The sequence below is a fragment of the Nonomuraea sp. 3N208 genome (assembly GCF_052245935.1).
Lineage (GTDB): Bacteria > Actinomycetota > Actinomycetes > Streptosporangiales > Streptosporangiaceae > Nonomuraea.
In genome coordinates this window covers 226,601-251,945 of record NZ_JBQQBR010000011.1, presented here as the reverse complement: position 1 = coordinate 251,945, position 25,345 = coordinate 226,601, and the positions used below count along the sequence as shown (strand labels likewise).

The 25,345-nt window shown below is 70.9% G+C and carries 23 protein-coding genes; 8 read left to right on the top strand and 15 right to left on the bottom strand.

Annotated features, from left to right (window positions below; genetic code table 11):
• Nucleotides 1–171: 171 nt before the first annotated feature.
• The 3 genes from ACTWPT_RS19185 to ACTWPT_RS19175 form a co-directional block, all read right to left on the bottom strand.
• The gene (locus ACTWPT_RS19185) at nt 172–963 is read right to left on the bottom strand and encodes an IclR family transcriptional regulator (protein WP_443178776.1); all 792 of its coding nucleotides are present in this window, start codon (nt 961–963) and stop codon (nt 172–174) included.
• A gap of 97 nt (nt 964–1,060) precedes the next feature.
• On the bottom strand, nt 1,061–1,801 hold the full coding sequence (locus ACTWPT_RS19180) for an XdhC family protein (RefSeq protein WP_443178775.1): 741 nt from the start codon (nt 1,799–1,801) through the stop codon (nt 1,061–1,063).
• Nucleotides 1,798–2,976, bottom strand: coding sequence for a molybdopterin cofactor-binding domain-containing protein (locus ACTWPT_RS19175; protein ID WP_443178774.1), 1,179 nt, complete (start codon nt 2,974–2,976; stop codon nt 1,798–1,800). The genes ACTWPT_RS19180 and ACTWPT_RS19175 overlap by 4 nt, the downstream gene beginning before the upstream one ends.
• Between ACTWPT_RS19175 and ACTWPT_RS19170 the strand changes: the two genes are divergently transcribed.
• Entirely contained in the window at nt 2,960–3,331 is a 372-nt protein-coding gene (locus tag ACTWPT_RS19170) for a LysR substrate-binding domain-containing protein (protein WP_443178773.1), read from the top strand. The two genes, ACTWPT_RS19175 and ACTWPT_RS19170, sit on opposite strands and share 17 nt — an antisense overlap.
• A gap of 52 nt (nt 3,332–3,383) precedes the next feature.
• Here ACTWPT_RS19170 and eda read toward each other — a convergent pair whose 3' ends face one another.
• The 4 genes from eda to zwf form a co-directional block, all read right to left on the bottom strand.
• Complete coding sequence (eda, locus tag ACTWPT_RS19165) at nt 3,384–3,995, bottom strand: bifunctional 4-hydroxy-2-oxoglutarate aldolase/2-dehydro-3-deoxy-phosphogluconate aldolase (protein ID WP_443178772.1); 612 nt, start codon at nt 3,993–3,995, stop codon at nt 3,384–3,386.
• Nucleotides 3,996–4,068: 73 nt separating this feature from the next.
• A complete protein-coding gene (gene glk, locus ACTWPT_RS19160) occupies nt 4,069–5,034 on the bottom strand; it encodes a glucokinase (RefSeq protein ID WP_443178771.1) in 966 nt (321 codons plus the stop codon).
• A gap of 156 nt (nt 5,035–5,190) precedes the next feature.
• Entirely contained in the window at nt 5,191–7,134 is a 1,944-nt protein-coding gene (gene edd / locus ACTWPT_RS19155; RefSeq protein ID WP_443178770.1) for a phosphogluconate dehydratase, read from the bottom strand.
• Nucleotides 7,131–8,660, bottom strand: coding sequence for a glucose-6-phosphate dehydrogenase (gene zwf, locus ACTWPT_RS19150; RefSeq protein ID WP_443178769.1), 1,530 nt, complete (start codon nt 8,658–8,660; stop codon nt 7,131–7,133). Before zwf ends, edd begins: the two co-directional genes overlap by 4 nt.
• A 127-nt stretch (nt 8,661–8,787) precedes the next feature.
• Between zwf and ACTWPT_RS19145 the strand changes: the two genes are divergently transcribed.
• A complete protein-coding gene (locus ACTWPT_RS19145) occupies nt 8,788–9,984 on the top strand; it encodes an ROK family protein (protein WP_443178768.1) in 1,197 nt (398 codons plus the stop codon).
• Here the strand turns inward: ACTWPT_RS19145 and ACTWPT_RS19140 are convergent.
• Nucleotides 9,981–11,555: an ABC-F family ATP-binding cassette domain-containing protein gene (locus tag ACTWPT_RS19140; protein ID WP_443178767.1), complete on the bottom strand. Its 1,575-nt coding sequence runs from the start codon at nt 11,553–11,555 to the stop codon at nt 9,981–9,983. The genes ACTWPT_RS19145 and ACTWPT_RS19140 overlap by 4 nt on opposite strands.
• Before the next feature lie 77 nt (nt 11,556–11,632).
• On the opposite strand from ACTWPT_RS19140, the gene ACTWPT_RS19135 reads away from it, so the two are divergent.
• Nucleotides 11,633–12,286 (top strand): TetR/AcrR family transcriptional regulator, encoded by a 654-nt coding sequence (locus tag ACTWPT_RS19135; RefSeq protein WP_443178766.1) that lies wholly within the window; start codon nt 11,633–11,635, stop codon nt 12,284–12,286.
• Nucleotides 12,287–12,315: 29 nt separating this feature from the next.
• On the opposite strand, the gene ACTWPT_RS19130 is transcribed toward ACTWPT_RS19135, so the two are convergent.
• The 4 genes from ACTWPT_RS19130 to ACTWPT_RS19115 form a co-directional block, all read right to left on the bottom strand.
• On the bottom strand, nt 12,316–13,719 hold the full coding sequence (locus ACTWPT_RS19130) for an MFS transporter (RefSeq protein ID WP_443178765.1): 1,404 nt from the start codon (nt 13,717–13,719) through the stop codon (nt 12,316–12,318).
• A 222-nt stretch (nt 13,720–13,941) separates the two neighbouring features.
• Entirely contained in the window at nt 13,942–16,098 is a 2,157-nt protein-coding gene (locus tag ACTWPT_RS19125) for a bifunctional polysaccharide deacetylase/glycosyltransferase family 2 protein (RefSeq protein WP_443178764.1), read from the bottom strand.
• The gene (locus ACTWPT_RS19120) at nt 16,095–16,595 is read right to left on the bottom strand and encodes a hypothetical protein (RefSeq protein WP_443178763.1); all 501 of its coding nucleotides are present in this window, start codon (nt 16,593–16,595) and stop codon (nt 16,095–16,097) included. Before ACTWPT_RS19120 ends, ACTWPT_RS19125 begins: the two co-directional genes overlap by 4 nt.
• A gap of 78 nt (nt 16,596–16,673) precedes the next feature.
• Nucleotides 16,674–17,375, bottom strand: coding sequence for a DUF2470 domain-containing protein (locus tag ACTWPT_RS19115; protein ID WP_443178762.1), 702 nt, complete (start codon nt 17,373–17,375; stop codon nt 16,674–16,676).
• Nucleotides 17,376–17,443: 68 nt separating this feature from the next.
• On the opposite strand from ACTWPT_RS19115, the gene rpsD reads away from it, so the two are divergent.
• A complete protein-coding gene (gene rpsD / locus ACTWPT_RS19110; RefSeq protein WP_443178793.1) occupies nt 17,444–18,058 on the top strand; it encodes a 30S ribosomal protein S4 in 615 nt (204 codons plus the stop codon).
• Nucleotides 18,059–18,121: 63 nt separating this feature from the next.
• Here the strand turns inward: rpsD and ACTWPT_RS19105 are convergent, their stop codons facing one another.
• Nucleotides 18,122–18,910, bottom strand: coding sequence for an ion transporter (locus tag ACTWPT_RS19105; protein WP_443178761.1), 789 nt, complete (start codon nt 18,908–18,910; stop codon nt 18,122–18,124).
• 121 nt (nt 18,911–19,031) lie between these two features.
• Between ACTWPT_RS19105 and ACTWPT_RS19100 the strand changes: the two genes are divergently transcribed.
• Nucleotides 19,032–19,349 carry a DUF4190 domain-containing protein gene (locus ACTWPT_RS19100; RefSeq protein WP_443178760.1) on the top strand — a complete coding sequence of 106 codons (318 nt, stop codon included), beginning with the start codon at nt 19,032–19,034 and terminating at the stop codon, nt 19,347–19,349.
• Here the strand turns inward: ACTWPT_RS19100 and ACTWPT_RS19095 are convergent.
• The gene (locus tag ACTWPT_RS19095; RefSeq protein WP_443178759.1) at nt 19,266–19,982 is read right to left on the bottom strand and encodes a TetR/AcrR family transcriptional regulator; all 717 of its coding nucleotides are present in this window, start codon (nt 19,980–19,982) and stop codon (nt 19,266–19,268) included. The two genes, ACTWPT_RS19100 and ACTWPT_RS19095, sit on opposite strands and share 84 nt — an antisense overlap.
• Nucleotides 19,983–20,048: 66 nt before the next feature.
• Between ACTWPT_RS19095 and ACTWPT_RS19090 the strand changes: the two genes are divergently transcribed.
• Together ACTWPT_RS19090 and ACTWPT_RS19085 are read left to right on the top strand one after the other, a co-directional pair.
• Nucleotides 20,049–20,789 carry an ABC transporter ATP-binding protein gene (locus ACTWPT_RS19090; RefSeq protein WP_443178758.1) on the top strand — a complete coding sequence of 247 codons (741 nt, stop codon included), beginning with the start codon at nt 20,049–20,051 and terminating at the stop codon, nt 20,787–20,789.
• Nucleotides 20,789–21,514 (top strand): ABC transporter permease, encoded by a 726-nt coding sequence (locus tag ACTWPT_RS19085; RefSeq protein ID WP_443178757.1) that lies wholly within the window; start codon nt 20,789–20,791, stop codon nt 21,512–21,514. Before ACTWPT_RS19090 ends, ACTWPT_RS19085 begins: the two co-directional genes overlap by 1 nt.
• A gap of 250 nt (nt 21,515–21,764) precedes the next feature.
• On the opposite strand, the gene ACTWPT_RS19080 is transcribed toward ACTWPT_RS19085, so the two are convergent.
• On the bottom strand, nt 21,765–23,123 hold the full coding sequence (locus tag ACTWPT_RS19080) for a S8 family peptidase (RefSeq protein WP_443178756.1): 1,359 nt from the start codon (nt 23,121–23,123) through the stop codon (nt 21,765–21,767).
• A 184-nt stretch (nt 23,124–23,307) separates the two neighbouring features.
• Here ACTWPT_RS19080 and ACTWPT_RS19075 point away from each other — a divergent pair, with 184 nt between their 5' ends.
• Nucleotides 23,308–25,344 (top strand): spermidine synthase, encoded by a 2,037-nt coding sequence (locus ACTWPT_RS19075; RefSeq protein WP_443178755.1) that lies wholly within the window; start codon nt 23,308–23,310, stop codon nt 25,342–25,344.
• The last annotated feature ends 1 nt before the right edge of the window (nt 25,345 follow it).

The window sequence follows — 25,345 nt, the reverse complement described above, 5'->3', positions numbered from 1 at the left end:
GTGTCTGGGAGCCAGGGACGCGGCGGACCGGGGGCGCCTCCTGGAGGGCCGGAGCGGGAAGGAGATCCATGCCACGATGTGATCGCTGCGGGGAGGCGCCCGCAATCACGGGTTCCGGTCACTGGAACGCTGACGTCGCGGAGCGATGGAGCGTTCCAGTGACCGGAACGTCTACACGCCGAGGAGGGCGGCGGAGATGGCCTGGGCGGCCCCGCGCACGGCGATGCCCAGCATGCCCAGCGGCACCGTGTGGGCGCGCGCGGCCACCCCCAAGGACATGCAGATCCGGCCGCCAGGACCGAACACCGGGGCCGCCACGCAGGCCACGCCCTCGGCGAACTCCTCCTGCGCGTACGCCACGCCGTGCCGGCGCACCTGGGCCAGCTCGCGTTCGAGCCCCGCCAGGCCGATGATCGTGCGGCGCGTCATGCGCTCGAACGAGCCGCGCGCCAGCAGCTCCTCACGCAGCCTCGGGTCGAACGCGAGCAGCGCCTTGCCGGTCGCCGTGCAGTGCAGCGGCGCCCGGTCCAGGCCGTCGGAGGGGGAGCGGACCCGGTTGTGGCCGTACAGCCGTTCGACGTAACGGACCTCGAGGCCGGAGGGCACGGCCAGGTTCACCGTCTGCCTGGTGGTCTCGTACAGGTACTGCAGGTACGGCAGCACCACCCGGCGGGTGCCGGGCACCCGGGCGCGGGCGATGCCCGCCATCGTCTCCAGCAGCTCGCCGGGCAGGTAGCCGTTGCCCACCCGCGTGGCCAGCTCGCGCGAGCACAGCACGCCCAGGATCCGGTGCGCGGTCGACTTGGGCAGACCCGTGCTGCGGCACAGCTGCGCCAGGCTGACCGGTCTGGAGGCTGCACTGAGCGCGAGGAGGATGTCGATCCCCCTCTCCAGGCTCCCCGGCTGCGACACCGGGCGATCGTCGATGAGCTGTGGTGGTTGGCTGACCGTTTGCGTGAGCATCAATGTCCCTTCGCTCTCCGGGAGCAGGAGGGGGGCTCCGAGGCTGCGGCTTTTACATGTCTTGCCCTACCCGGCCGCAGCTCCTCCGAATACCCGCTCAACGCATGCTGATCAGCTCCGCATACACCGACACCGCCACCTCACCCGGCGTTCTGGCCCCTATGTCCAGACCTGCCGGAACGCGCACCCGGTCACCTCCCTCCACACCCGCCAGCACCGCCGCGCCGCGCTTGCGGCTGGCGATCAGCGCGACGTACGGGACGCCCTTGGCCAGCGCGGCCCGCAGCACCGGCTCCTCGGCGACGCCGTGGGAGGCGACGAGGACGGCCGAGGTGTCGTCGGCGATCGCGGCCAGCGGGTCCGCGGCGGCCTCCACCTGGTAGCCCATCGCCTTGCCCACGGCGGCGAAGGCCCGGGCGATGGGGCTGTCGCCGTACACGTGGACCAGGACTGGCGGCAGCACCGCCTCCAGGAAGATCTCCAGCGTGCCGCCGGACAGACACGGCTGGCCCACCGCCACCAGGCCCTCCTCCTCGTGCGGCTCATCGGCTTCCGGGGTGATCCGCAACAGCGTGGTCTGCCCGGAGCGCAGCAGCCGCAGCCCCTGCGCCCGCACGGTGTCGGTGGCGCACACACCGCCCACGAAGCCCTCGATCGTCCCGTCGGGCAGCACCAGCGCGCGGTCGCCGGCCTTCGCGCTGGTCGGCCGCTGCGCCCGCACGACGGTGGCCAGCACGTACGGCTCCCGCCCCGACCGCAGCTCCGCCACCCTGGCCTGGAGGTCCAGGGCGGCCGGCGCCCGCTTCCGAGGCGCCGGCATGCCAAGGAATTCGCTCATGGGATCGCCAGGTCCGTGCGGAACGGGTCGCCGTTGATGACGCGCCACACGTTCGCCGGGGTGAGCGGCATGTCCGCGTGCCGCACCTCGTACGGCCCCAGCGCGTCCACCACGGCGTTGACCACGGCCGCGGGGGAGCCCACCGTGGCCGACTCGCCCACGCCCTTGGCCCCGATCGGGTGCGTCGGCGACGGGGTCACGGTCTCGCCCAGCTCCCACGACGGGCACTCCATCGAGGTCGGCAGGAGGTAGTCCATGAACGATGCCCCCAGGTGGTTGCCGTCCTCGTCGAACGCCATCACCTGCATGAGCGCCATCCCGACCCCGTCGGCCAGCCCGCCGTGGATCTGCCCCTCGACGATCATGGGATTGATCCGCACCCCGCAGTCGTCCACCGCCACGAACCTGCGTACCTTCACCTGGCCCGTCCCCGGATCGACGTCCACGACGCAGATGTACGCGCCGAACGGATACGTCAGGTTCGGCGGGTTGTAGACGGTCACCGCGTCCAGGTGACCCTCCACACCCTCGGGCAGCTCCAGGTTCGAGTGCGCGGCCAGCGCGATCTCGGCCATCGACTTGCCGGTGGCCGGGTCGCCCGCGACCGACCACTTGCCGTCGGCCCACTCCAGGTCCTCCGGCGCGGCCTCCAGCATGGCCGCCGCCACGATCTTGGCCCAGTCGCGTACCTTCCTGGCCACGATCGCGGTGGCCGCGCCGGAGACCGGGGTGGAGCGGGAGCCGTACGTGCCCAGGCCGAACGGCGTCTGGTCGGTGTCGCCGTGCACGACCTCCACGTCGTCGGCCGGGATGCCCAGCTCCTGCCCGACGATCTGCGCGAACGTGGTCTCGTGCCCCTGGCCCTGCGACTGGCACGACACCCGCAGCACCGCCTTACCGGTCGGGTGCACACGCAGCTCGGCGCAGTCGGCCATGCCCAGGCCCAGGATGTCCATGTGCTTGCGCGGGCCCGCGCCCACGGCCTCGGTGAAGAAGCTGACGCCGATGCCCATCAGCTCGCCCCTGGCCCGCTTGTCGGCCTGCTCGGCGCGGAGCTTGTCGTAGCCGATCATGTCCATGGCCAGGCGCAGCGCCTTGGGGTAGTCGCCGGAGTCGTACTCCCAGCCGGTGGGGGAGTGGTACGGGAACTGCTCGGGCTTGAGCAGGTTGCGCATCCGCAGCCGGCTGCTGCGGGTGCTGCGGGTGCCGGAGTCGCAGGTGCGGGTCTTTGCGAACCAGACGGCGGCCTGGAAGGCGGCCGCCGGGGGCGCCGGGGTCGCGCCCGCCACCGCCCACCTGGTGTCCTCTCAGGTGCGCCGGGGCGAGCTGGTCGCCATCGAGACCCCGGCCACCCCGTTCGCCGCCTACTGGTACGCGACGACGCTGGAACCCGCCAACCGCTCACTGGCGGCCGGCACGTTCCTGGACTTCCTCACGACCCCGGTGGCCACCCAGGTGATGCGCACCCCGGAGGACGGCGTCCCACGCAACCGCTTCCGTCCCCCGATCCACGTCTCCATTTGGAGCTGACGCCGCGGCCCGCACACGGCGGGTGCCGGGGCAGCGCCACCGGAGGTGCGGGTCAGCGCAGGGCCGCGGCGTCGGCGGCGAGCTTCTCCACGCGGGCCCAGTCCCTGCCGGCCAGCGCGTCCTGCGGGGTCAGCCAGGTGCCGCCGACGCAGCCCACGTTCGGCAGCGCCAGGTAGTCGGGCGCGGTGTCCACCCGGATGCCGCCCGTCGGGCAGAACCGCACGTCCGGCAGCGGTCCTGCCAGCGCCTTCAGGTACGGCACACCGCCCGCGGCCTCGGCGGGGAAGAACTTCAGCTCCTTGATCCCCCGCTCCACCAGCGCCATAACCTCCGACACAGTCCCGGCTCCCGGCAGGTAGGGAACCCCGCTCGAGTCCATCGCCTCGACCAGCGACAGGGTCGTGCCCGGCGAGACCAGGAATCTCGCCCCCGCGGACACCGACGCCGCGATGTCATCGTGGGTGCGGATCGTCCCCGCACCCACCATCGCCTCGGGCACCTCGTCGGCGATCCTGGCGATCGCCTCGCGCGCCACCGGCGTGCGCAACGTCACCTCGATGACCGGCAGCCCCCCGGTGACCAGCGCCCTGGCCATCGGCACGGCGGTCTCGACGTCCTCGATCACCACGACGGGGATCACTGGGGCGAGATCGAGCAAGCTCATGGGATTTTCTCCTCATCGGCCCTTCGCAGGCCGTCTAGTACCGAACACCGGCCGCGCGGGGCCGGTGCCGTTGTCAGCCCACCAGCTCCCTGCGGGCACGCTGGCTCAGCCAGGCGGCCGCGCCCGTCAGCGCCGGTTGGGGCGCGACGATCAGAGCGGTCCCGATCGCGGCCAGGTATGCGGCCATGTCGGGATTCGCGGCGAACCGCGTGCGGAAGCTGCTGGTGCGCACGCGTTCCACGATACGTGGCAGCACTCCGCCGCCCAGGTACACCCCACCCCGCGCGCCGAGGGTCAGTGCCACGTTGCCGGCGAAGCTGCCCAGCATCCCGCAGAACACCTCGATCGTCTCCGCGCACAGCGAGTCGTCGAGCCTGGCCACGACGTCCGAGGCGGTCAGCTCGGGCGCGCTGACGCCGTTCACCTGAGCCAGCGCCCGGTGCAGCCGGACCAGGCCGGGACCGGACAACACGTGCTCGGCCACCACGTGCGGCCGGCCCTGCGCCTGCAGCACGCGGACGACCTCCAGCTCCCGCCGGTCCACCACCGGGACCGTGACGTGACCGCCCTCGCCGGGGATCGGCGTCCAGCCGTGCTCGGTCGGCACCAGCCCGCCCACGCCGAGCCCGGTGCCGGGACCCAGCACGGCCTTGACCCCGTAGCCGAGCTCGGGGCCGCCCAGGGACACCAGGTCATCGCCGTCCAGGTGCGGCAGGGACACGGCCAGCGCCTCGAAGTCGTTGAGCAGCCGCGCGTACGGCACGTCGAGATCGCGTACGGACCCCGCCCACGAGGAGTTCGTGAGCCGGTAACTGTCGCCGTCGATCGGTCCGGCCACGGCCAGGCAGGCCGCCCCCGGCCGCACTCCGCCCGCGTGTTCCGCGAGGTAGGCGGCTACGGCTTCGGGGAGGGTGGCATAGTCGGCCACCGCCAGGACCGCGACGTTCGAAGGCCGCGCGCCAAGCGAGGTGACCAGGCCGAACCTGGCGTTGGTCCCCCCGATGTCGGCGACGAGCCACGGAAGGTCAAAGGCACTCATCACACACACCTCCGGCACTCAGGGCAGCGTCAAGATCGCTCGCCATCACCGGAAGGATGCCATGAACGCTCACGCCATCCCAGCAGGGGGTGTGGGCGGTGGGACGCGCTTGGGGAGCGTGCGTGGTGCCTGCGGCGGGCCGGTGAGAGGTGAGGCTCACCGGGCGAGTCCGGCGGGGCGGGCCCCGACCGGGGTGCCCGTCTCCAGGTGGGAGGCGCCGGCCTCGGCGGGGAAGCCGAGCCCGGGGCCGTGGTGGGGCGACTCGGCGCCGCTCACTCCGAAGATTCCTGCGCCCTGCTCCGCGTGCCCCGCCATCCGGCGGAACGCCGCGAACAGCTCGCGCCCCGTGCCGACCCACTGCGCGTCGCTCAGCGGCCGGCCCTCCGGCGCCCTCAGGGCCAGCTCCTCGGCCGGCACCAGCAGCTCCAGCGTGCCCGCCGCCGAGTCGAGCCTGATCACGTCACCCTCGCGGACCAGCGCGATCGGCCCGCCGTCGGCCGCTTCAGGCGACAGGTGGATGGCCGCAGGCACCTTGCCCGAGGCGCCGGACATGCGCCCGTCGGTGACGATGGCCACCCGCTGCCCCCGGTCGAGCAGCACGGCCAGCGGCGGCGTGAGCTTGTGCAGCTCGGGCATGCCGTTCGCACTCGGCCCCTGGTAGCGGATGACCGCCACGAAATCCTGCCCGTCCAGCTCGCCCATCTCGAACGCCTTCAGCAGGTCGAGCTGGTCGTCGAAGACCTTGGCCGGCGCCTCGATCACCAGGTGCTCGGGCTTGACCGCCGACACCTTGCTGACCGCGCAGCCCAGGTTGCCCTCGACCATGTGGATCCCGCCATCCGGCGAGAACGGCTGAGCGACCGGCCGCAGCACGTCCAGATCGGCGCTCCCGCCCGTGACGGGTGCCCACACCAGCGAACCGTCCACCAACGACGGGGCCTCGCGGTAGCGGTCGAGGCCGGGGCCCGCCACGGTCATGACGTCGCCGTGCAGCAGCCCTTCGTCGAGCAGGTCGCCGATGAGCACCTGCATGCCGCCGGCCTCGCGGAAGTGGTTCACGTCCGCCTGGCCGTTCGGGTAGATCTTGGTGAGCGACGGCACGACCTCCGACAAGCAGGCGAAGTCATCCCAGGTCAGCACGATGCCGGCGGCCGCCGCCATGGCGACCAGGTGCAGCGTGTGGTTCGTGGAGCCGCCGGTGGCCAGCAGCGCGACGCAGGCGTTCACGATCGCCTTCTCGTCCACGAGCTCGCCGATCGGCGTGTACTCCGCCCCGTGCGCGGTGATCTCCACCGCCCGGCGCCCGGCCGCCTCGGTCAGCGCGTGACGCAGCTCGGTGTGCGGGTTGACGAACGTCGAGCCAGGCAGGTGCAGGCCCATGACCTCCATGAGCGCCTGGTTGGAGTTCGCGGTGCCGTAGAAGGTGCAGGTGCCGGGGGAGTGGTACGACTTGGCCTCGGCGTCGAGCAGCTCTTCCCGTCCGACCTTGCCCTCGGCGAACAGCTGGCGGGCGCGGGCCTTGACCTTGTTCGGCAGCCCGGAGGCCATCGGCCCGGCGGGCACGAAGATCGCCGGCAGGTGCCCGAAGTGCAGCGCCCCGATGAACAGCCCCGGCACGATCTTGTCGCACACGCCCAGCAGCAGCGACGCGTCGAACATGTCGTGCGACAACGCGATGGCGGTGGCCATGGCGATCACGTCACGGCTGTAGAGCGACAGCTCCATGCCGGCCCGCCCCTGGGTGATGCCGTCGCACATCGCCGGCACGCCGCCCGCCACCTGCGCCACGCCCCCGGCCCGGCGCACGGCCGCCTTCAGCTCCGGCGGGTACGTCTCGTACGGCGCGTGGGCGGACAGCATGTCGTTGTAGCTCGTCACGATCGCCACGCCCGGCTTGGCCGTGCCCCGCAGAACCGGCTTGTCCTCGGCGTTCGCGGCCGCGAAGCCGTGCGCCAGGTTCGCACAGCCGAGGTGGGCGCGGGCCGGGCCCTTGGCCTTGGCGGCCTCGCCCTCGCGCCGGATCCGCGCCAGATAGGTAGCACGGCTGGCGGCGCTCCGCTCGACGATCCGGTCGGTGATCTCCTGAATGTTCGGGTTCACATTTCCTCCTCGTGCCACCCGCGACCGCTGCGGCCGAGCAGTTCGTGGGCTCCGGCGGGGCCGGGGGTTCCGGCCGGGTAGGGCTCGGGCAGGGCGGGGTCGGCCTTCCAGGCGTCCAGGATGGGGTCGATCCACCGCCAGGCCGCCTCCACTTCGTCGCGGCGCATGAACAACGTCGGGTTCCCGGCCAGCACATCGCTCAGCAGCCGCTCGTACGCCTCGGGCACCCGCGTCGTGAACGTCTTGCCGAAGCTGAGCGACAGCGGCACCGGCTTCAGCGTCACCTCGCCCGCCCCCGGCTCCTTGGCCATGATGTGCAGCTCGATGCCCTCCTCCGGCTGCAGCCGCAGCACCAGGCGGTTCGGCGTACCGCCGGGGTAGATGGAGTGCGGCACGTCCTTGAACTGCACCACGATCTCCGAGCGCCGGTTCGGCATCCGCTTGCCGGTCCGCAGGTAGAACGGCACCCCGGCCCATCGCCAGTTCTTGATCTCGGCCCGGATCGCGGTGAACGTCTCCACCCGCGCGGAGGCCTCGGTCGGCGGCGTGGAGCCGGGCTCGTCCAGGTAGCCCGGCATGTCACCGGCGCCGACGTACTGGCCGCGCACGGTGAAGCGGCCCACCTCCGTGCCCGCGATCGGCCGCAGCGCCTGCAGGACCTTGACCTTCTCGTCGCGGATGGCCTCGCGGTCGTTGCGGGCCGGCGGCTCCATCGCGGTGAGCGTGAGGAGCTGGAGCAGGTGGTTCTGCACCATGTCGCGCAGCGCGCCCGCGTGGTCGTAGTAGCCGCGCCGGCCCGGCGTGCCGACGGTCTCGGCGGCGGTGATCTGGACGTGGTCGATCCACAGGGAGTTCCAGATCGGCTCGAGGAAGGCGTTGGCGAAGCGCAGGACCAGCAGGTTCTGCACGGTCTCCTTGCCAAGGTAGTGGTCGATCCGGAAGATCTGGCGCTCCTCGAAGATGGCGCCGACCTCGTCGTTGATCGCCTGCGCGCTCGGCAGGTCGTGACCCAGGGGCTTCTCCAGCACCACGCGCGAGCGCGGCGTCACCAGGCCGGCCTCGGCCAGTTCCCGGCAGAAGGGCCCGAACGTGCGCGGCGGGCTGGCCAGGTAGAACACCCGGTCACGCGACTCGAAACCGGACAACATGCCGGACAACTCGTCCCAACCGGACTTGTTCTCGCCTCCGACATCGACCGACACGTGGTGCAGGCGGCCGACGAAACGCTCCCATATGGCGGGCTCGTCGACCGGGACCTGGTCGCGGATTCGGCGAGATTCAATGCTGTCGCGTACCTCGGCGTCCACCTTGCCGCGGAAGTCGGCGTCGGTCAGGCCGCCCCTGGACATGGCGATGATCCGGGTCTCCGGGGAGAGCCGGCCCTCCCTGTCGCTGTGATACAGCGCCGGAAGCAGTTTGCGCATGGACAGGTCGCCGGTCCCGCCGAAGACGACGAGGTCGGCGGTGTGGGCGGGGAGGGTGGCGGAGGTGGTCGCCGGGTGGGTGGACACGGTGAGGGACTCCATGATCTACCAAAGCAAGGACAGAACGGACACTAACGAGAGTTTGGGTCGTAGACAAGCGGAGTTTTGGCATTTGAGATAAAAAAGTTCTGACTTTTCATGACCTAACCCCGTGTGGTTCACTTAGCCGATGCCACGACGTACCGCCGCGACCCTCGCCACGAGTGGCGAGGTGCTTGCCCTCATCCGCTCCGGCGAGGCCGTGACGCGGGCCGACCTGGGCCGGGTGACCGGCCTGTCGCGCCCCGCGGTGCAGCTGCGCGTCGGTGAGCTGCTGGAACGCGGTCTCGTCGTGGAGCGCACCGACGCCCCGTCCACGGGCGGGCGGCCGCCGGTCCGGCTGGAGTTCAACGCCGAAGGCGGCGTGGTGCTGGTGGCCGCGCTCGGCGCGAGCCGCACCCGGGTCGCGATCTGCGACCTCGCCGGGAGCGAGCTGGCCGGGCGCGAGTTCGCGATGGACGTGGAGCAGGGGCCCGACGTCGTCCTGCCGCTGATCATGGACACCTGGGACGAGCTGCTCGGCGACCGGCCGCGCTCGATGATCAGGGGCGTCGGGATGGGCGTGCCGGCCACCGTCGAGTTCGCGCAGGGCCGTACGGAGAGCGCCCGCGTGATGGCCTCCTGGACCGGCGTGGTGATCCCGCCGATCATCCGCGAGCGGTTCCCCGTCCCCGTGCTCGTGGACAACGATGTGAACGTGCTGGCCATCGGCGAGCACCGCGGCGCCTACCCCGACCTGGACGACCTGATGTTCGTGAAGGTCTCCACGCGCATCGGCGCCGGCGTGATCGCCGCCGGCGGCATCCTGCGCGGCGCGCTGGGCGCGGCCGGCGAGATCGGGCACATTCCCGTGCTGGACGGTGGCGGCGTGTTGTGCCGCTGCGGCAACACCGACTGCGTCGACTCCGTGGCCAGCGGCACCGCCCTGCTACGCGACCTGCGCGCGGCCGGCAAGGACGTCAAGACGATCGCGGACGTGACGGCGTTAGTCCGAGCCGGTGACGCCGAGACGATGGCCATGGTGCGCACCGCTGGGCGCAGGATCGGCGAGGTGCTGGCCGGGGCGGTCAACATCCTCAATCCGTCGGTGGTGGTGCTGGGCGGCGATGTGGCGGAGGCGTTCGGGCCGCTGGTGTCGAGCATCCGCGAGGTCGTCTACCGCCGCTCCACGGCCCTGGCCACCCGGCGGCTGCGCATCGAGCCGAGCAGGATGGGCGCGGCCGCGGGCATCAGCGGGTGCGCGGTCATGGTGCTCGACCACGTGTTGTCGCCGGAGGCGGTCGACGAGATCATGACGGTCTCGGCCCTGCGCCGGGTCTCCAGCTAAAGGTCCCACCGGGGTTCGTCGCAATCCCGTACGAGCCCGTCGGCGCCGAAGATCAGATACCGGTCGAGGTCGGCGGCGAACCACCGGTCGTGCGTGACCGCCAGCACCGTCCCCTCGAATCCCTCGAGCCCGCGCTGCAACGCCTCGGCACTGGCCAGGTCCAGGTTGTCCGTCGGCTCGTCGAGCAGCAGCAACGTGGCCCCCGACAACTCCAGCAGCAGGATCTGCAGCCGGGCCTGCTGCCCGCCCGACAACGTCTCGAACGGTTGCCCGCCGGCCGGCGCCAGCTCGTAGCGGGCCAGCGCCGCCATGGCCTCGTTGCGGGTCATGGCGTGCTCGGTCATCACCACATCGACGGCCGCCCGGCCCTTGAGGTCGGGCCGCAGGTGGGTCTGCGCGAAGTGGCCGGGCGAGACCCTGGCGCCCAGGCGGGCCGAGCCTGTGTGCCTGATCGGCTCGCCGGCCAGCAGCCGCAGGAAGTGCGACTTGCCGGTGCCGTTCATGCCGAGCACGCCGACCCGCTCGCCGTACCAGATCTCGGTGGAGAACGGCCGCAGCAGCCCCGTCAGCTCCAGCTCCTCGCAGAGCACCGCCCGTTTGCCGGTACGCCCGCCGCGCAGCCGCATGCGGACGTTCTGCTCTTTCGGCGCCCGCTGCGGCGGCCCCTCCCGCTCGAACCGCTCCAGCCGCGTCACCACCGACTGGTAAGCCCCCGCCAGCGCGTCGTTGTTGGCCGAGCGCTGGCGCAGCGTGTGAACGAGCCGCCGCAGCCGGCCCCGTTCGTCCTCCCAGCGCTGCCGCCGCTCCTCAAGCCGCTCCCTGCGCTTCCTGCGCGCCTCGGCGTAGCCCGCGAAGCCACCGCCGTGCACCCACACCGTGCGCCCCTCCACCGTGATGATCCGGTCGGCCGCCTCGGCCAGGAGCTGCCGGTCGTGCGAGACCAGCAGCACCGTCTTGGCCGAGGCCCTGATCGCCCGCTCCAGCCACTGCTTGGCCCGCACGTCCAGGTAGTTGTCCGGCTCGTCGAGCAGCAGCACCTCGTCGGGGCCGCGCAGCAGCGCCTCCAGCATGAGCCGCTTCTGCTCCCCGCCCGACAGCGTGGTCAGGCTCCTGTCCCGGATCTCTTCGTACGGCAGCGCCAGCGCCTCGGTCGCGCACACGTCCCACACGACCTCCAGCTCGTAGCCGCCCGCGTCGGCGTAATCCGCGATGGCCTGGGCGTAGGCCAGCTGGGCCGGCTCGTCGTCCGTCCTGGAGATGGCCGCCTCGGCCGCCTCCAGCGCCGCCGCCGCTTGCCTGATCGACTCCGGGGCCACGTGCAGCAGCAGGTCGTGCACGGTGCCCTCGCCGAGGAACTGCCGCATGACGCCGATGCCGCCGCTGCTCGCGATCCGGCCGTCGGCGGGCTCGAGCTCGCCGGCGATCAGCCGCAGCAGCGTGGTCTTGCCCGCGCCGTTCGGCCCGACGAGCGCCGCCTTGGCCCCGTCGCCCACCTTGAACGACGCCTCCAGCAGCAGCGGCCGCCCGTCGGGCAGCAGGTACGTCAACCCGCTCACCTCGATGTGCCCCATCGTGGGTCCCTCCGCTAGATCACCGTTCTACTACTAGACCATCGATCCGGTTACTCGTACAACGTATTATCAGGCCCGTGGAGAACGTGTGGTCGCGCCCCCGTAAGGCGCCGAGGCAGACGCTGACGCTGGAGCGGATTGTGGCCGAGGCGGTCGCGCTGCTCGACGAGGAGGGCGCGGACCGGCTCACCATGCGCCGCCTGGCCGACCGGCTGGACACCGGCTCGACCACCCTCTACTGGCACGTCAAGACCAAGGACGACGTCCTGGACCTGGCCCTGGACGCCGTCTTCGGCGAGGTACGGCTGCCGGAGCCGGCCGCCGGCTGGCAGGAGGCCGCGCGTGAGCTGATCGGCGGCTGGCGCGCGGCCCTGCTACGCCACCCGTGGTCGGCCACCATCCTGGACCGCCCGCTCATGGGCCCGAACGCGCTCGAACGCACCGAGTTCCTCTACCGGACCCTGACCGCCGCGGGTTTCGCCGCGCCCAAGGCCGCCGCCTACAGCCTCTCCAACTACGTCATGGGCTCGGTCGTCATGCAGGTCACCTGGCAGGACCGGGACGACGAGGACACCGGCGCGTTCCTGCGCGAGCGCGCCGACCGCTACCCGGCACTCGCCGAGCACGGCCTCGACCACGAATGGGACGCCACCTTCGACGAGGGCCTCGGCTACCTCCTCGCCGGCATGGAACAGGCAAGGGCGGCACACAAGGACGGCGCGGCCCCCTAAGAGACGGGGGCCGCGCCGGGATGGGGTCCTCAGTGGGTGAGGGCCGCGTCCTCACTGCCCTTCTTCGGCAGCAGCAGCCCGACGGCGAAGGTCGCGGCGATCATCCCGGCCGCCACCCCCATCGTGACCTGCACGCTGCCCGTGCCGAAGTACACCGTGCCCAGCAGGGCCAGCCCCAGCGCGCCGCCGACCTGCTGCAACGCCGTCAGCGTGCCGGACGCCGAGCCGGTCTCGCCGGGCTCCACCGCGGCCATCACGATGCCGAAGTACGGCGTCATGATGAGCCCGCTCCCCAGGCCGGTCACCGCGAGCATCGGGGCCAGTTGCCAGGGGGAGACGCCTGGCGAGGCGATGGCGATCACGCCGGCCACGCCGAGCGCCATGACCAGCGCGCCGGCCAGCAGCACCTTGCGGCCGTGCCGCGCGGTCGCCTGCGCCACGCCCATGCCCGCGATCATGCCTAGCGACGAGGGGACACCGGTCATTGCCGCCTTGAGCGGGGAGTACCCCAAGCCGAGCTGCGTGTAGAGCCCGATCACGAGGAAGACCCCGGCGAACGCGGCGAAGTAGATGGTGCCGGTCGCCATGCCGGACACGAACGCCCGCTTGCGGAACAGGCTCGGCGCCACCAGCGGGTCGCCGCCGCGTGCGGCCTTGCGCCGCTCGTAGGCGGCGAAGAGCCCGAACACCGCGCCCGAGGCGGCCATCATGGCGAACGACCACGCCGGCCACCCGTGCTCGCCACCCTGCACCAGGGGGAACACGATCAGCACGGTGCCCGCCGAGGCCAGCAGCGCCCCCACCAGGTCCAGCCGCACGCCCCCGGCGGGTCGCGAGCCGGGCAGGAACCGCAGGGCGGCCAGCGCGGCGACCAAGCCGATCGGCAGGTTGATCACGAAGATGAGCCGCCAGTCGACGCTCGTCAGCACGCCCGCCAGGATCGGCCCGCCCACCGCGGACAACCCCATGACCGGCCCGAACAGCCCCATCGCCGCCGCCAGCTCCTTGGGCGGGAACATCTCCTTCATCAGCCCCATGCCCTGAGGGATCATCGCCGCCCCGAACAACCCCTGCACGATCCTGGCCGCGATGATGGTCTCGGGCGAGAAGGCGAGCGCGCACAGCAGCGAACCGATCGTGAACCCGGCGACCCCGATGAGGAACATGCGCTTGCGGCCGACGATGTCGCCCAGCCGCCCGCCGGTCAGCAGCCCCGCCGTCATGGCCAGCGTGTAGGCCGCCCCGAGCCACTGGATGAGCGAGGCGCCGCCGCCGAGCTCGGCGCGCATCGTGGGGCCCGCGATGTTGGTGACGGTGGCGTCGAGCAGCTCCATCACCGAGCCGGCGAGGATCACCGCGAGCGCGGGCCAACGCCACCGGTAGGGCGTCGGCTCGACGGGCGCCTGCACCGGTCGGATGTCGAGGGCGGTCATCTCTGCCTCCTGGATCGGAACGGCTTGTTCTGTTCCAATACTAACAGAACGGAATGCTTCATTCCATAGAAATCGGCAAGCTCTTCCCCACGGAACCAGGCCAAGTTGCCGCTCCGTCACGGCGAGCAACCCGTGAGCCTTCACGACCGGCCATGACAGACGGAAGGGACGACGGCGCGTGCGGTGCCGCTGGGCGACCGTAAAAGAGGAGGATCTTGGGATTTAGGAGGAGAAAATCCCCTCGCGGCGGATGGTCTGCCAGGGGAGGCGGGTGCCCAGTAGGGCGGTGGCGAGGGACTGGATGACCACCAGGTACATCAGCTGCCGATACACGAACTGCTGCAGGGGCAACGCCCACAACACCCGCGCCCGCTCCTTGTCGAGCCGCAGCGCGTACCACCCCGTGAGCGCCTGGACCACCACGAACCCGGCCCAGACCGCCACCACCGGCAGCGGATCGCCCATGAGCACGCTGTAGAGGGCCATCACATCCACCACCGGCGCGAGCAGCGGCAGCACCACCTGGAACAGCGCCAGGTAACCCAGTCCACGCCGACCGAACGTCCCCCGCTCGGCCATCGCCCGCCGGTGCTTCCACATGGCCTGGAGCGTTCCGTAGCACCAGCGGTACCGCTGCCGCCACAGCTGCCGGAGTGAGGTCGGCGCCTCCGTCCAGGCCAGCGCCTTCTCCTCGTAGACCACGCGCCATCCCCTGCGGCAGATGGCCATCGTCAGGTCGGTGTCCTCGGCCAGCGTGTCCACGCTGAGCCCGCCGACGGACTGCAGCGCGGCCCGCCGGAAGGCGCCGATCGCGCCCGGCACGGTCGGCATGCAGCCCAGCAGGTCGAACGCCCGCCGGTCCAGGTTGAAGCCGATCACGTACTCGATGTGCTGCCAGCGCCCGAGCAGGCCGCGCCGGTTGCCGACCTTGGTGTTGCCGCTGACCGCGCCCACGTTCGGGTCACTCAGCGGCGCAATCAGGTGGCCGATCGTGTCCGGCTGGAACACGGTGTCGCCGTCCACCATGATCACAAGGTCGTGGGCGGCGTACGCGATGCCGGTGTTCAGCGCCGAGGGCTTGCCGCCGTTCTGCTGCCTGATCACGCGCACGCCCGGCAGGCCGAGCGCGGCGGCCCTGGCCGCAGTGTCGTCGGTGGAGCCGTCGTCCACCACGATGACCTCGACCTCGCCCCGGTAACCGGTAGTGACCAGCGACAACACCGCCGCCTCGATCCCGGCCGCCTCGTTGTAGGCCGGGACGATCACGCTGACCGGCGGCGGCGACGGCCACGGAGGGGCCCGCCCTACCCGCCGCCTGCCTCCGCGTACCCGCCGCACGTGCGCCCAGGCCAGGACCAGGAAGAACAGCAGCCTGGCCAGCGTGAGCACGCCCGCGGCGGTCAGGATCCACGTCAGGGACCCGGCGAACGCCGTGGACGCCCGCTGGGCCACGCTCAGCCCTGTGCCGATGACCTGGTCCAGGGTGCCCGCCGGCACGTACGCCGAGCCCAGCCCCAGCCCTTCGGTCAATGTGACAGCCCGGTAGCCCTGCCACCTCAGCCGGCTGAGCAGCTGATCCACGGCCTCCACCGTCTGGCTCCGGTCGCCGCCGGAGTCGTGCAGCATGACGATCGCGCCGCGTCCCCGCGTGGGCGTGCCGGCCCGGACGATCTGTCCCGTGCCCGGCCGGCTCCAGTCCTTGGTGTCCAGGTCGGTGAGCGCCACGACGTAGCCGTCGGCGCCGAGCGCGCGCAGCGCGTGCCACTGGGCGGAGGTGACGGAGTCCGGCGTGGAGGAGTACGGCGGCCGCACCAGCCTCGTGTGCACCCCGGTCGCGCCCGCGATGACCTTCTGCGTGAGCGACACCTCCATGCTCAGCCGCCACGCCGGGACGCCGGTCAGGTCCGCGTGCGCGTAGGTGTGGTTGCCCAGCTCGTGGCCCTCGTCGATGATGCGCCTTGCCAGGTCGGGGTTCTCGGCGACGCGGGCGCCCACCGCGAAGAACGTCGCCTTCGCGCCGTGCCGTTTGAGCACGTCGAGCAGCCGGGGAGTCCACAAGGGATCCGGCCCGTCGTCGAACGTGAGCGCGACCGTCCGCGCGGGCATGCGCAGACTGCTCGGGCCCTGGCCGGTCGTGTTCACCACAGGGCCGCCGCGATGTACTCGGTCGAGGTCGGGCGAGGAAGCGGGGCCGGCGGGCGCGGCGTGCGTCTCGCCCACGTCGTTTGTGGCGTACCCGTGCAGGACGAGCGCGAAGGTCATCAGCAGCATGGCGACCACCACGAGGAACCAGTGACCGCGCGGGTCGGCCTGCCTGGCGCGGTGCGTGACCGGCGAGACGGGCTCGACCGGCCACACGTGGGTGTCCGGCTGGCTCACCTCTTGGGGCCCTGCGTCTTGTCCAGGCCCGGGGGCTGCCGCGTCTGGCCGGGTGGGGTGCGCTCGGTCTCGGTCGCCGTCGGGTCGGCGGTGGCCGGGGCGGACGTCGTCGCCTCGGAGGTCGGCGTGGCGGACGAGCTCGCGCTCGGCCGCACGATCCCGGTCCTGGTCCGCGTGGGCGTCGGCGTCGACGTGCGCTGGGGCGTCGGCGAGGCCTGTGCCGTGGGCGTGACCGACCTGATGAGCCGGGGCGTCTGCGAGGGTGTCGGGCTCGACGTGGTCGCGGCTGGCACGGACTTCTCTGGCGCGCCGTTCCCGCCCTCCGGCCAGTCGACGGCGTCCAGCCTGGTCGTGCTGAACGCGCCACCGATCAGCACGGCGGCCATGGCCAGCATCAGCGTGCCGAGCAGCACTCCGGCGATCACCAGCACCCGCCTGCGCCGGCCGCTCTGATCGACGAAGACGGCCGTGCCGGATGGTCCATGCGCTTCACTCACGCAGGAAATGCTAGAGACGCGCAAGCACTCCTATGGCCTATGTAAAGAGATGTCCGTTTAATCCACATCGAACCGTGATTAACAGGAGCACAGGAGGCCGCGCAGGGCCGTTTCCAGGCAGAGGGTGGTGTTCGCCGGTGTCGGCCACTGGAAGCGCACCAGCGCCTCGTCCACCCGTACCGTCGCGCCGAACCGGTCCAGCTCCCACAGCCACACCTCGCCGGGCTGCTCCCCGAGTTGCCGCGAGACACCGGTGGTCAGCTGGGGCCGGTGCGAGGCGTTGACGTGGGCGAGCACCCGCTCGGCCGTGTCGGTCAGCGGGTCGGGCGCCGCGCCCAGGTAGTCGTCGGCGTCCAGCAGCCCCGACTCCTGCCCGGTCAGATAGACCACCTGGCCCACGTCCAGGCGCAGCAGCCGGGGCGCGTCCCGCTCCCCGAACCGCTCCAGCGCCTCGAACAGGCTCTCGTCCGCACTGTGCGCGGCCACCGCCACCGCCGCGGCCCGAGCCTCGCGCTCCGGCACGGCCTCCGCCCAGCCCTGTACCTCGAGCAGCCCGCGCGGGTGGGTGGCATCGCCCAGCTGCCGCATCGCCGTGAGGTTCACCGCCGCCACCGCGTCCTCGCGGACGCCGTGCAGCGCCTCGCCGGGCAGTACCAGCAGCACGGGACGGCCGCGCTCGTCCACGCCGCCGCGAGTGGGGGAGGGGGCGCCGTCGACGGAGAGCTTGGCGACGCTCGCGGTCGCGGCGAGGGTCCGGACCCGCTCGGGGATCGGCAGCATGACGACTCCAAATAACTGGTAGGTTAGCCTTACCTAAGTAAGGAATACCTAATCACATTGAGGTGAACGTGCGCTACACCGGTCCCAAGGTGCGACTGTCGCGTCGCGCGGGCGTCCCGCTGACCAGGAAAGCCGTCCGCTACTTCGAGCAGCGCCCCTACCCGCCGGGCGAGCACGGCCGCAAGACCAACCGCCGCAGCACCGGCGACTACGGGCTGCGGCTGATGGAGAAGCAGAAGCTGCGCTGGTACTACGACGTGTCGGAGCGGCAGCTGCGCCGCTACTGGGACCTCGCCGTGCGCAAGTCGGGCGCGTCGGGCGCCGAACTGGTGACCATCCTGGAGAGTCGCCTCGCCTCGCTCGTGCTGCGCGCCGGCCTGGCGCCGTCCATCTACGCCGCCAGGCAGTACATCAACCACGGGCACATCGCCGTGGACGGTCGCAAGGTGGACATCCCCAGCTACCTGGTCAAGCCCGGCCAGGTCGTCACGGTCAGGGAGCGCTCCCGCAAGATGCAGCCGTTCGTGGCCGCCGCCGAGGGCATCTACGCCGACGAGCGCACCGCCGCCTACCTCTCCGTCGACCACGCCGACCTGCGCTTCACGCTGACGCACCGGCCTGAGCGCGAGCAGATCGTGGTCCCCGTCGACGAGCAGCTCGTGGTGGAGTTCTATTCCCGTTAGCCATGACTTCGCCGCCTCCACCATGCTCGGCGTGGCGACCCGCGCCGAGCATGGTGTGGTGGCTCAGCCGAGTGACCCCTGCCGGCGTAGCTCGGCGACCTCCTTGCGCAGCTCGGCCAGCTCCTCCAGGATCCGCTCGGTGTGCGCCGTGGTGTCCTCGATCGCGGCCAGTTCCTCGGTGTTCTCCTCGTCCATGGCGTTGACCACGACCGCCATGAACAGGTTCAGCACCACGAACGTGCAGACCAGGATGAAGACGGTGAAGAAGATCCACGCCGACGGGTGCTGGACCATCACTTCCCTGGCGATGTTGCCCCAGTCGTCGCCCGTCATCGTCTGGAAGAGCGTGAACAGCGACGTCGGCAGGCTGCCGAAACGCTCGGGATCGGTCTGCCCGTAGAGCTTGGTGGCCATGACCGCGGCCACGTACAGCACCAAAGCCAGCAGCACGACGATCGAGCTCATTCCTGGCATGGCCCGCAGCAGCGCCGACACCACCCGGCGCAGGCTCGGCACCACCGACAGCAGTCGCAGGGCGCGCAGGATGCGCAGGGCCCGCAGCACCGACAGGCCGCCCGACGAGGGCGCGAAAGCGCTGGCCACGATCACGAAGTCGAAGATGTTCCACGGATCGCGGACGAACGACAGGCGCTCGACGTAGAGCTTGGCCAGCAGCTCGGCGGCGAAGATGTAGAGCGCGACATGATCGACCACGGTGAGCAGGGCGCCGTGCCGCTCCACGACGGCCGGGAAGGTCTCCAGACCCAGCGTCGCCGCGTTGATCAGGATGACACTGACGATGAACCGCTGGAAACGCTGGTGGGTGAGGATGGCTTGGGTGCGTTCACGCACGGGGGCAGGCTCCTAGGGGGATTGGTCAGGTGCCGTACCATGATGACGCAACATGATCAAGGTGGGGTCTGTGGTATAAAACCCACCTGACTGCCGCAAAACAAGGGGGCCCCGAGCGATCATGTCCTATCCGAACCAAGGACCCTCCTACTACGGCCCGCAGCCTCACACGCATCCCAACGGGACCACCATCCTGGTGCTCGGCATCCTGAGCCTGGTGGTGTGCAGCTTCCTCGGGCCGTTCGCTTGGTCGATGGGCACCAAGGCGCTGCGGGAGATCGACGAGAGCGGCTACCCCTACGAAAACCGCGGCCACATCCAGGCAGGACGCATCTGCGGCATCATCAGCAGCATCCTAATGATCGTCACCTTCGGGTTCCTGATCTTCGCCTTCGGCATCGCGCTGATCTCCGGCGGCTTCTCCAGCAGCAGCTACTAGCGGCCCATGGCCGTAGCCCTCGAGTCCTGACTCCAGCAGGTCGAACGCCTCCTCCGCCTGCGCCCTGAGATCGGGCTCGATGCTCTCCCACTCCTCGCCGGCGAGCATCCTGGCGACCGTGGAGCCGGTCAGGATCCGCGCGGTGTTGAGGACGTGCGCCGCCACCAGCCGCGGTGTGAGGTCGTCCGGCGCGGCGTCCAGCTCGTCGGCCAGCAGCCGCGCCAGGCCCTCCTCGCGCTCCTCATGGATCTGGCGCATCCGGGCGACGAGGGCCGGACTCGCGCCCACGATCCTGGCGAACACGTCGCTGCCCAGGTTGAGCCCATGGCGCCAGTGGCGATTGTCGATCGCGTCGAGGTAGTCCCGCCGGAACGCCCGCACCACGCTCTCTCCTGGCTCGCGCTCCCGCATCACCTGGAGCGGTAGGTCGACGGCCATCTGCTGCCGGTCGGCGAACAGGTCCTCCTTGGTGCTGAAGTAGTTGAAGACCGTGTTGACCGACACGTCGGCGGCCTGCGCCACCTCGGCCACGGTCACGTTGTCGAACCCCCGCGCCATGAACAGCCCCATCGCGATGTCCGCGATGCGCTGCCTGGTCTCGCGCTTCTTCCGCTCCCGCAGCCCCTCTTGCATGCCTCCATGCTACCTGTTTTGCAGTCACACCAAAATTATGGTTACCTAAATTTTGGAGGCGATGAAATGATTGTGACTTCGGATCTGACGAAGACCTTCGACGGCGGCGTGGAGGCCGTCAAAGGCGTGGACATCACAGTGGAGCCCGGCGAGATCGTCGGCTTCCTCGGTCCCAACGGCGCGGGCAAGACCACGACCATGCGCATGCTGACCACCCTGCTCAAGCCCACCTCGGGCAGCGCCACGGTGGCCGGCCACGACCTGCTCGACGACCAGAGGCAGGTGCGCAAGCGCATCGGGTACGTGGCCCAGGGCAGCGGCATCCTGCCCATGTCGCCGCTGAAGGGCGAGCTCGAACTCCAGGGCATGCTGTACGGCCTGAGCCGCGAGGAGGCCACCGCCAGGACACGGGAGGTCCTGGCCAGGCTGGAGCTCACAGGCCTGGAGTCCAGGGCCGCCGCCACGCTGTCGGGCGGTCAGCGACGCCGCTTCGACATCGCGTTCGCCCTGCTGCACGATCCCGTCCTGCTCTTCCTCGACGAGCCCACGACCGGGCTCGACCCGCAGAGCCGGGCCAACCTGTGGGACCACATCCGCTCGCTGCGTGCGGAGCACGGCATGACGGTCTTCCTCACCACCCACTACCTCGACGAGGCCGACGCGCTCTGCGACCGGCTGCTGATCATCGACCACGGCCGGATCGTGGCCGAGGGCACCCCGGCAGAGCTGAAGGCCGGCGGTCGCACGCTCGACGAGGTGTTCCTCGACATCACCGGCCGGTCGCTGCGCGAGGAGGTGGGCGCCTGATGCTCCGCGACACCTGGGTGTTGTTCCGCCACGGCATGCGGGTCACGCTCCAGCAGAAGGTCGGGATCATCTTCGGGGTGATCCAGCCGATGGTGTTCCTCGTGTTGTTCGGGCCCATCTTCACCACGTTCGGCACGTGGGAGACGCTGGTGCCCGGCCTGATCATCCAGCTCGGGCTGATGAGCATGGCGCTGGCCGGCATAGGCGTGGTCATGGAGAAGCGCACGGGCGCGCTGGAGCGCATGCGCGTCACCCCTGCCAGCCACCTGGCGCTGCTGCTCGGGCGGGTGCTCAACAACGCCGTCACGCTGATCATCCAGACGCTGCTGCTCCTGGCGGTCGCCTTCGCCTTCGGACTGCGTGTCCCGGCGCTGGGGCTGGTGGCCGGGTTCGTCCTGATTGTCGTGCTCGGGATCAGCCTGGCCGCGCTGTCGTACGCGCTGGCGCTGACCATGAACGAGATGTTGTTCGCGCCGGTGATGTCCACGGCGGTGATCCCGCTGATCCTGCTGTCCGGCTCGTTCCTGCCGATGTCGATGGCGCCGGGCTGGCTCGACGCCATCTCCCACATCAGCCCCTTCCGGTACGTGCTGGACGCGCTGCGCGACCTGTTCCACGGGCACTACCTGACCGGCACTGTGGGCGTCGGCGTCGCGGTGACCGCGGTCCTCGCGGTGATCAGCCTCACGATCGGCACCCGCGTGTTCAACCGCGAGAACGCCTGATCCGGTCGTAGCGGCGTGCCCGGGCCGCGCAGGCGTGTGCCCGGGCCGGCGCACACGCGCGACCCGGGCAACCCGCTCTCCACCCCTAGGGCTCTCCACTGCTAGGGCTCGGCGGCCCGCCGGCGACCGGCGTTCCTCGGCCACCTCCCCGGAGCGCATCCCCGGAAGGGACCCCGGCCGGAGTCCCCTATCCCCTAAAGGGACCCGAGCCGAAGTACGGCGGGGTGCCGGGGGAGGTGCGGTGGGGGGCTCAGGCCGTGCTCTTGGCCCGTCGCCGGAGCGCCGCCATGATCCCGCCCGGATCCACGGTCCCGTACCCGTAGTCGTAGTCGAACCCCACCGCGCTCCGGTCCTCAGCGCTGCGCCGCAGCAACGCCCGCAGCTGGGCCGGCGACAACTTGGCCGCCGGCCACCGGGTACGCACCGCAGCCACGAGCCCCGCGACCACCGGCGTCGCCGCCGACGTCCCCGAGTCCGGCTCGCCCTTCCCGAAGGCCGCCGACCCGAGGAAATGCGTGTACCCGCACACGTCGGGCTTGCGGGCGGTCAACCGCCCTGGCCCTTGCGAGGAGTAGCCCACCCGGTCGCCGTTGACGTCGATGCCGCCGATCGACAGGGCCTTCGGGTGGGAGTTGGCGCCCACGATGGGCCGGTTGGGGTAGGCGCACCGGCCGTCCGGGCACTCCTGCCCGCAGTTGCCCGCCGCGAACAGCACGTCGGCCCCCGCCCGGTCCAGGGCGGCCACCATGAGGTTGAACGGATGGGCGGCACTGTCGGAGTAGTTGCCGGGATGACCGACGGGGAAGTCCCACTCGGGCGAGAACGACCCCCACGAGTTGCTCACGACCAGCGCCCGCGACGCGGCCGGCTGGGCGTCCAGCACCGTACGCAGGTGCGCGAACGCCGACACCGCGTCGGACAGCAGCCCATCGAGGGCCGAGCCGCCCGGCCGGGTGGACAGCAGCAAGGGGATATCGATCAGCGAGGCTTGCGGGGCGGCGATGAGGGCGTCGAACGCGCACATCGTCCCGTGATCCACCTCGAATTCGCCCGGTTTACCGGTCACGCCCGATGGGCTCCAGCACCGGGGCGCGTCGAGGGTGACGGCCCTGCCGAGCTGCCTGGCCGTGTGGGCGGCGTTGACGCCGGTGTCGAGCACGGCCAGTGCCACTCCCGAGCCGTCGAGCCCTTCGGCCTGCAGCCCGGCCACGTTCAGCAGCCGCTCGACGTCGTGCCAGCCGCCGACCGGCGGGTTGCCCCCGCAGGTGGGGGAGGACTCGATGACCGGGTCGGAGAAGATCCCCACCACATCGGGTCTGAGCGTGGGCAGCAGCGTGACCCTGGAGGCCAGCTCGTCGTCCGAGATCGTGCCGCGTACCAGCACGGACGCGTCCTCGGCGGCCAGCGAGAAGTCGAGCGGCTGGTTGAGCGAGAGTGGATCGCCGCCGGCCGCGGGAACGGGCCGCGGCACGGCCACGGGGACGAAGGCCGTGTCGAGCTCGACCCCGGGCAGGCCGTCGGCCACGTCGGCCGTGGTGGCCGTCTGACCGGGGTCGGCCACGGCCGCGACCAGATCGGGGGAGGGACGGAGCTGGATCAGGACACGCATGTGTCACCACCGAACATGTTCTGGAGGGAAGGAACCTCCCAACATTCCTCCATCAGGGGGTGCGCGTCCAGCGCATTCGAGGGGTTTGACCTGCGAGAACATCTCAAACGGCGCGAATTGGACGACATTTGTTCTCGGCCGTCAGACTTCCTTGTTTTCGGTCCGTTCACTACGGTGGGGCGACATGACGCTCCAGGCGCAGAAGCCCGTCGATGACCACGAGAAGGCTCACTGGCTGGCGGTGCGGCCGAGGCTCGTCCTCGCCAGCGCCTTCATGCTCTTCCTCGAGCTGGCGCTGATCCGGTGGACCGGGTCCAACATCGTCCACCTCAGCTACTTCACCAACTTCGTGCTGCTCGGCTCGTTCCTCGGCATCGGGCTCGGGTTCCTGCGCGTGGGGCGTTCGCAGCGGCAGCCGTACTATTCGCCGATCGTGCTCGCCGTCCTGGCCGTCGTCGTGCTGACCTTCCCGGTGACCGTCGACAGGGACACCGAGGGCGTCCTGTACTGGACGAGCCTGTCCACCAGCGGACCGCCCGCGTGGCTGATCCTGCCGGTCATCTTCTGCGCCGCCGCCCTGATCCTCATGGGGCCGGCCGAGCTCGTCGGCCGCTGCTTTCCGGAGCTGCCGCGCCTGGAGGCCTACCGCTACGACCTGATCGGCAGCCTGACCGGCATCGCGGCGTTCACGGCGCTGTCGTTCCTGAGCGCGCCGCCGGTCTTCTGGGGGCTGATCGCCGCGATCTGCTACGGCCTGCTGCTGGTCCCGCGGCCGCGCGCGCTCTACGTGGGGCTGGTGACCGTGCCCTCCCTGGTCGTGGTGGGCGTGCTGCTCGCCGAGACCCTGACGGCCGGGGCGATCTGGTCGCCGTACTACAAGGTCACGCATAGGAAGTTCGAGGAGGCCGGAGTCGGCGTCATCGACATCGCCGTCAACGGCATCCCGCACCAGCGGGCCGTGACCGCCGCCGCTCGCCTGCGCTTGGAGCGCCAGTACGGGCTGCCGTACGAGCGGACGACCAAGCCTCCGAAGGACGTCCTCATCGTCGGCGCGGGCAGCGGCACCGACGTGGCGATCGCGCTGTCCAAGGGCGCGAGCCACGTCGACGCCGTGGAGATCGACCCCAAGCTGCGCGAGCTCGGCGGCTCGCTGCACCCCGACCGCCCCTACGACGACCCTCGCGTCACCACCCACATCACCGACGGCCGTGCCTTCCTGGAGCAGACCGCCCACAAGTACGACCTGATCCTCTTCGCCCTTCCCGACTCGCTCACCCTCGTCTCCGGAGCGAGCGCGCTGCGGCTGGAGAGCTACCTGTTCACCGAGGAGGCCATGCGGGCCGCCCGCGAGCACCTCAATCCCGGCGGCACGTTCTCGATGTACAACTACTACCGCGAGAGCTGGCTCGTCGACCGCCTGGCCTCGACCATGCAGCAGGCCTTCAGCCACAAGCCCTGCGTCGACGTCGTCAGCACCGCGGGCCAGCAGGCCGTGATCACCGCCGGTCTGACCGCGGCCGACCAGCGCTGCGCCTCCGCGTGGCCCGGCGCCGCGCCGGGCACCCCGCAGCCGGCCGACGACGACCGGCCCTTCCTCTACCTGCACGACGCCACGATCCCGCCGATCTACGTCATCACGCTCACCCTGATCCTCATCGTCAGCCTCCTCGCCGTCCGCGTCGTGGCGGGTCCGTACCAGCGGATGCGGCCGTACGCCGACCTGTTCCTGCTCGGCGTGGCCTTCATGCTGCTGGAGACCAAGAGCGTGACCGGCTTCGCGCTGCTGTTCGGCACCACGTGGGTGGTCAACGCCATCGTCTTCGCCGGCGTGCTGGTCGCCGTGCTCGCCGCCGTCGAGGTGACCCGACGCTTCCGCACCCCGCCGCTCCCGGTCATGTACGGGATCCTGCTCGCCGGGCTCCTGCTGGCCTGGCTGGTCCCGAACGCGTGGCTGCTGTCCCTGCCGTTGCCCCTGCGCGCGGTGGCGGCCGTGACGGTGGCGTTCCTGCCGATCTTCGCCGCGAACGTCGTCTTCGCCAAACGCTTCGCCGACACGGCCGACGCGACCACCTCCTTCGGCGCGAACCTGCTGGGGGCGATGGTGGGCGGCTGCCTCGAGTACGCGGCCCTGGTGATCGGCTACAAGGGGCTGCTCATCGTCGCCGCGATTCTCTACATCGGCGCGCTGGCCCTGCTGCCCCGCAAACGCGCGCTGGCCTAAG

Bases quoted from the DNA above. Each gene is read 5' to 3' on its own strand.
- glk (WP_443178771.1), bottom strand. From the start codon at position 5,034: ATGAGTGCCTTTGACCTTCCGTGGCTCGTCGCCGACATCGGGGGGACC.
- ACTWPT_RS19130 (WP_443178765.1), bottom strand. From the start codon at position 13,719: ATGACCGCCCTCGACATCCGACCGGTGCAGGCGCCCGTCGAGCCGACG.
- ACTWPT_RS19090 (WP_443178758.1), top strand. From the start codon at position 20,049: ATGATTGTGACTTCGGATCTGACGAAGACCTTCGACGGCGGCGTGGAG.
- ACTWPT_RS19175 (WP_443178774.1), bottom strand. From the start codon at position 2,976: ATGCGCAACCTGCTCAAGCCCGAGCAGTTCCCGTACCACTCCCCCACC.
- eda (WP_443178772.1), bottom strand. From the start codon at position 3,995: ATGAGCTTGCTCGATCTCGCCCCAGTGATCCCCGTCGTGGTGATCGAG.
- ACTWPT_RS19145 (WP_443178768.1), top strand. From the start codon at position 8,788: ATGCCACGACGTACCGCCGCGACCCTCGCCACGAGTGGCGAGGTGCTT.
- ACTWPT_RS19085 (WP_443178757.1), top strand. From the start codon at position 20,789: ATGCTCCGCGACACCTGGGTGTTGTTCCGCCACGGCATGCGGGTCACG.
- ACTWPT_RS19140 (WP_443178767.1), bottom strand. From the start codon at position 11,555: ATGGGGCACATCGAGGTGAGCGGGTTGACGTACCTGCTGCCCGACGGG.
- zwf (WP_443178769.1), bottom strand. From the start codon at position 8,660: ATGGAGTCCCTCACCGTGTCCACCCACCCGGCGACCACCTCCGCCACC.
- ACTWPT_RS19115 (WP_443178762.1), bottom strand. From the start codon at position 17,375: ATGCTGCCGATCCCCGAGCGGGTCCGGACCCTCGCCGCGACCGCGAGC.
- ACTWPT_RS19095 (WP_443178759.1), bottom strand. From the start codon at position 19,982: ATGCAAGAGGGGCTGCGGGAGCGGAAGAAGCGCGAGACCAGGCAGCGC.
- ACTWPT_RS19075 (WP_443178755.1), top strand. From the start codon at position 23,308: ATGACGCTCCAGGCGCAGAAGCCCGTCGATGACCACGAGAAGGCTCAC.
- ACTWPT_RS19100 (WP_443178760.1), top strand. From the start codon at position 19,032: ATGTCCTATCCGAACCAAGGACCCTCCTACTACGGCCCGCAGCCTCAC.
- ACTWPT_RS19185 (WP_443178776.1), bottom strand. From the start codon at position 963: ATGCTCACGCAAACGGTCAGCCAACCACCACAGCTCATCGACGATCGC.
- ACTWPT_RS19180 (WP_443178775.1), bottom strand. From the start codon at position 1,801: ATGAGCGAATTCCTTGGCATGCCGGCGCCTCGGAAGCGGGCGCCGGCC.
- ACTWPT_RS19080 (WP_443178756.1), bottom strand. From the start codon at position 23,123: ATGCGTGTCCTGATCCAGCTCCGTCCCTCCCCCGATCTGGTCGCGGCC.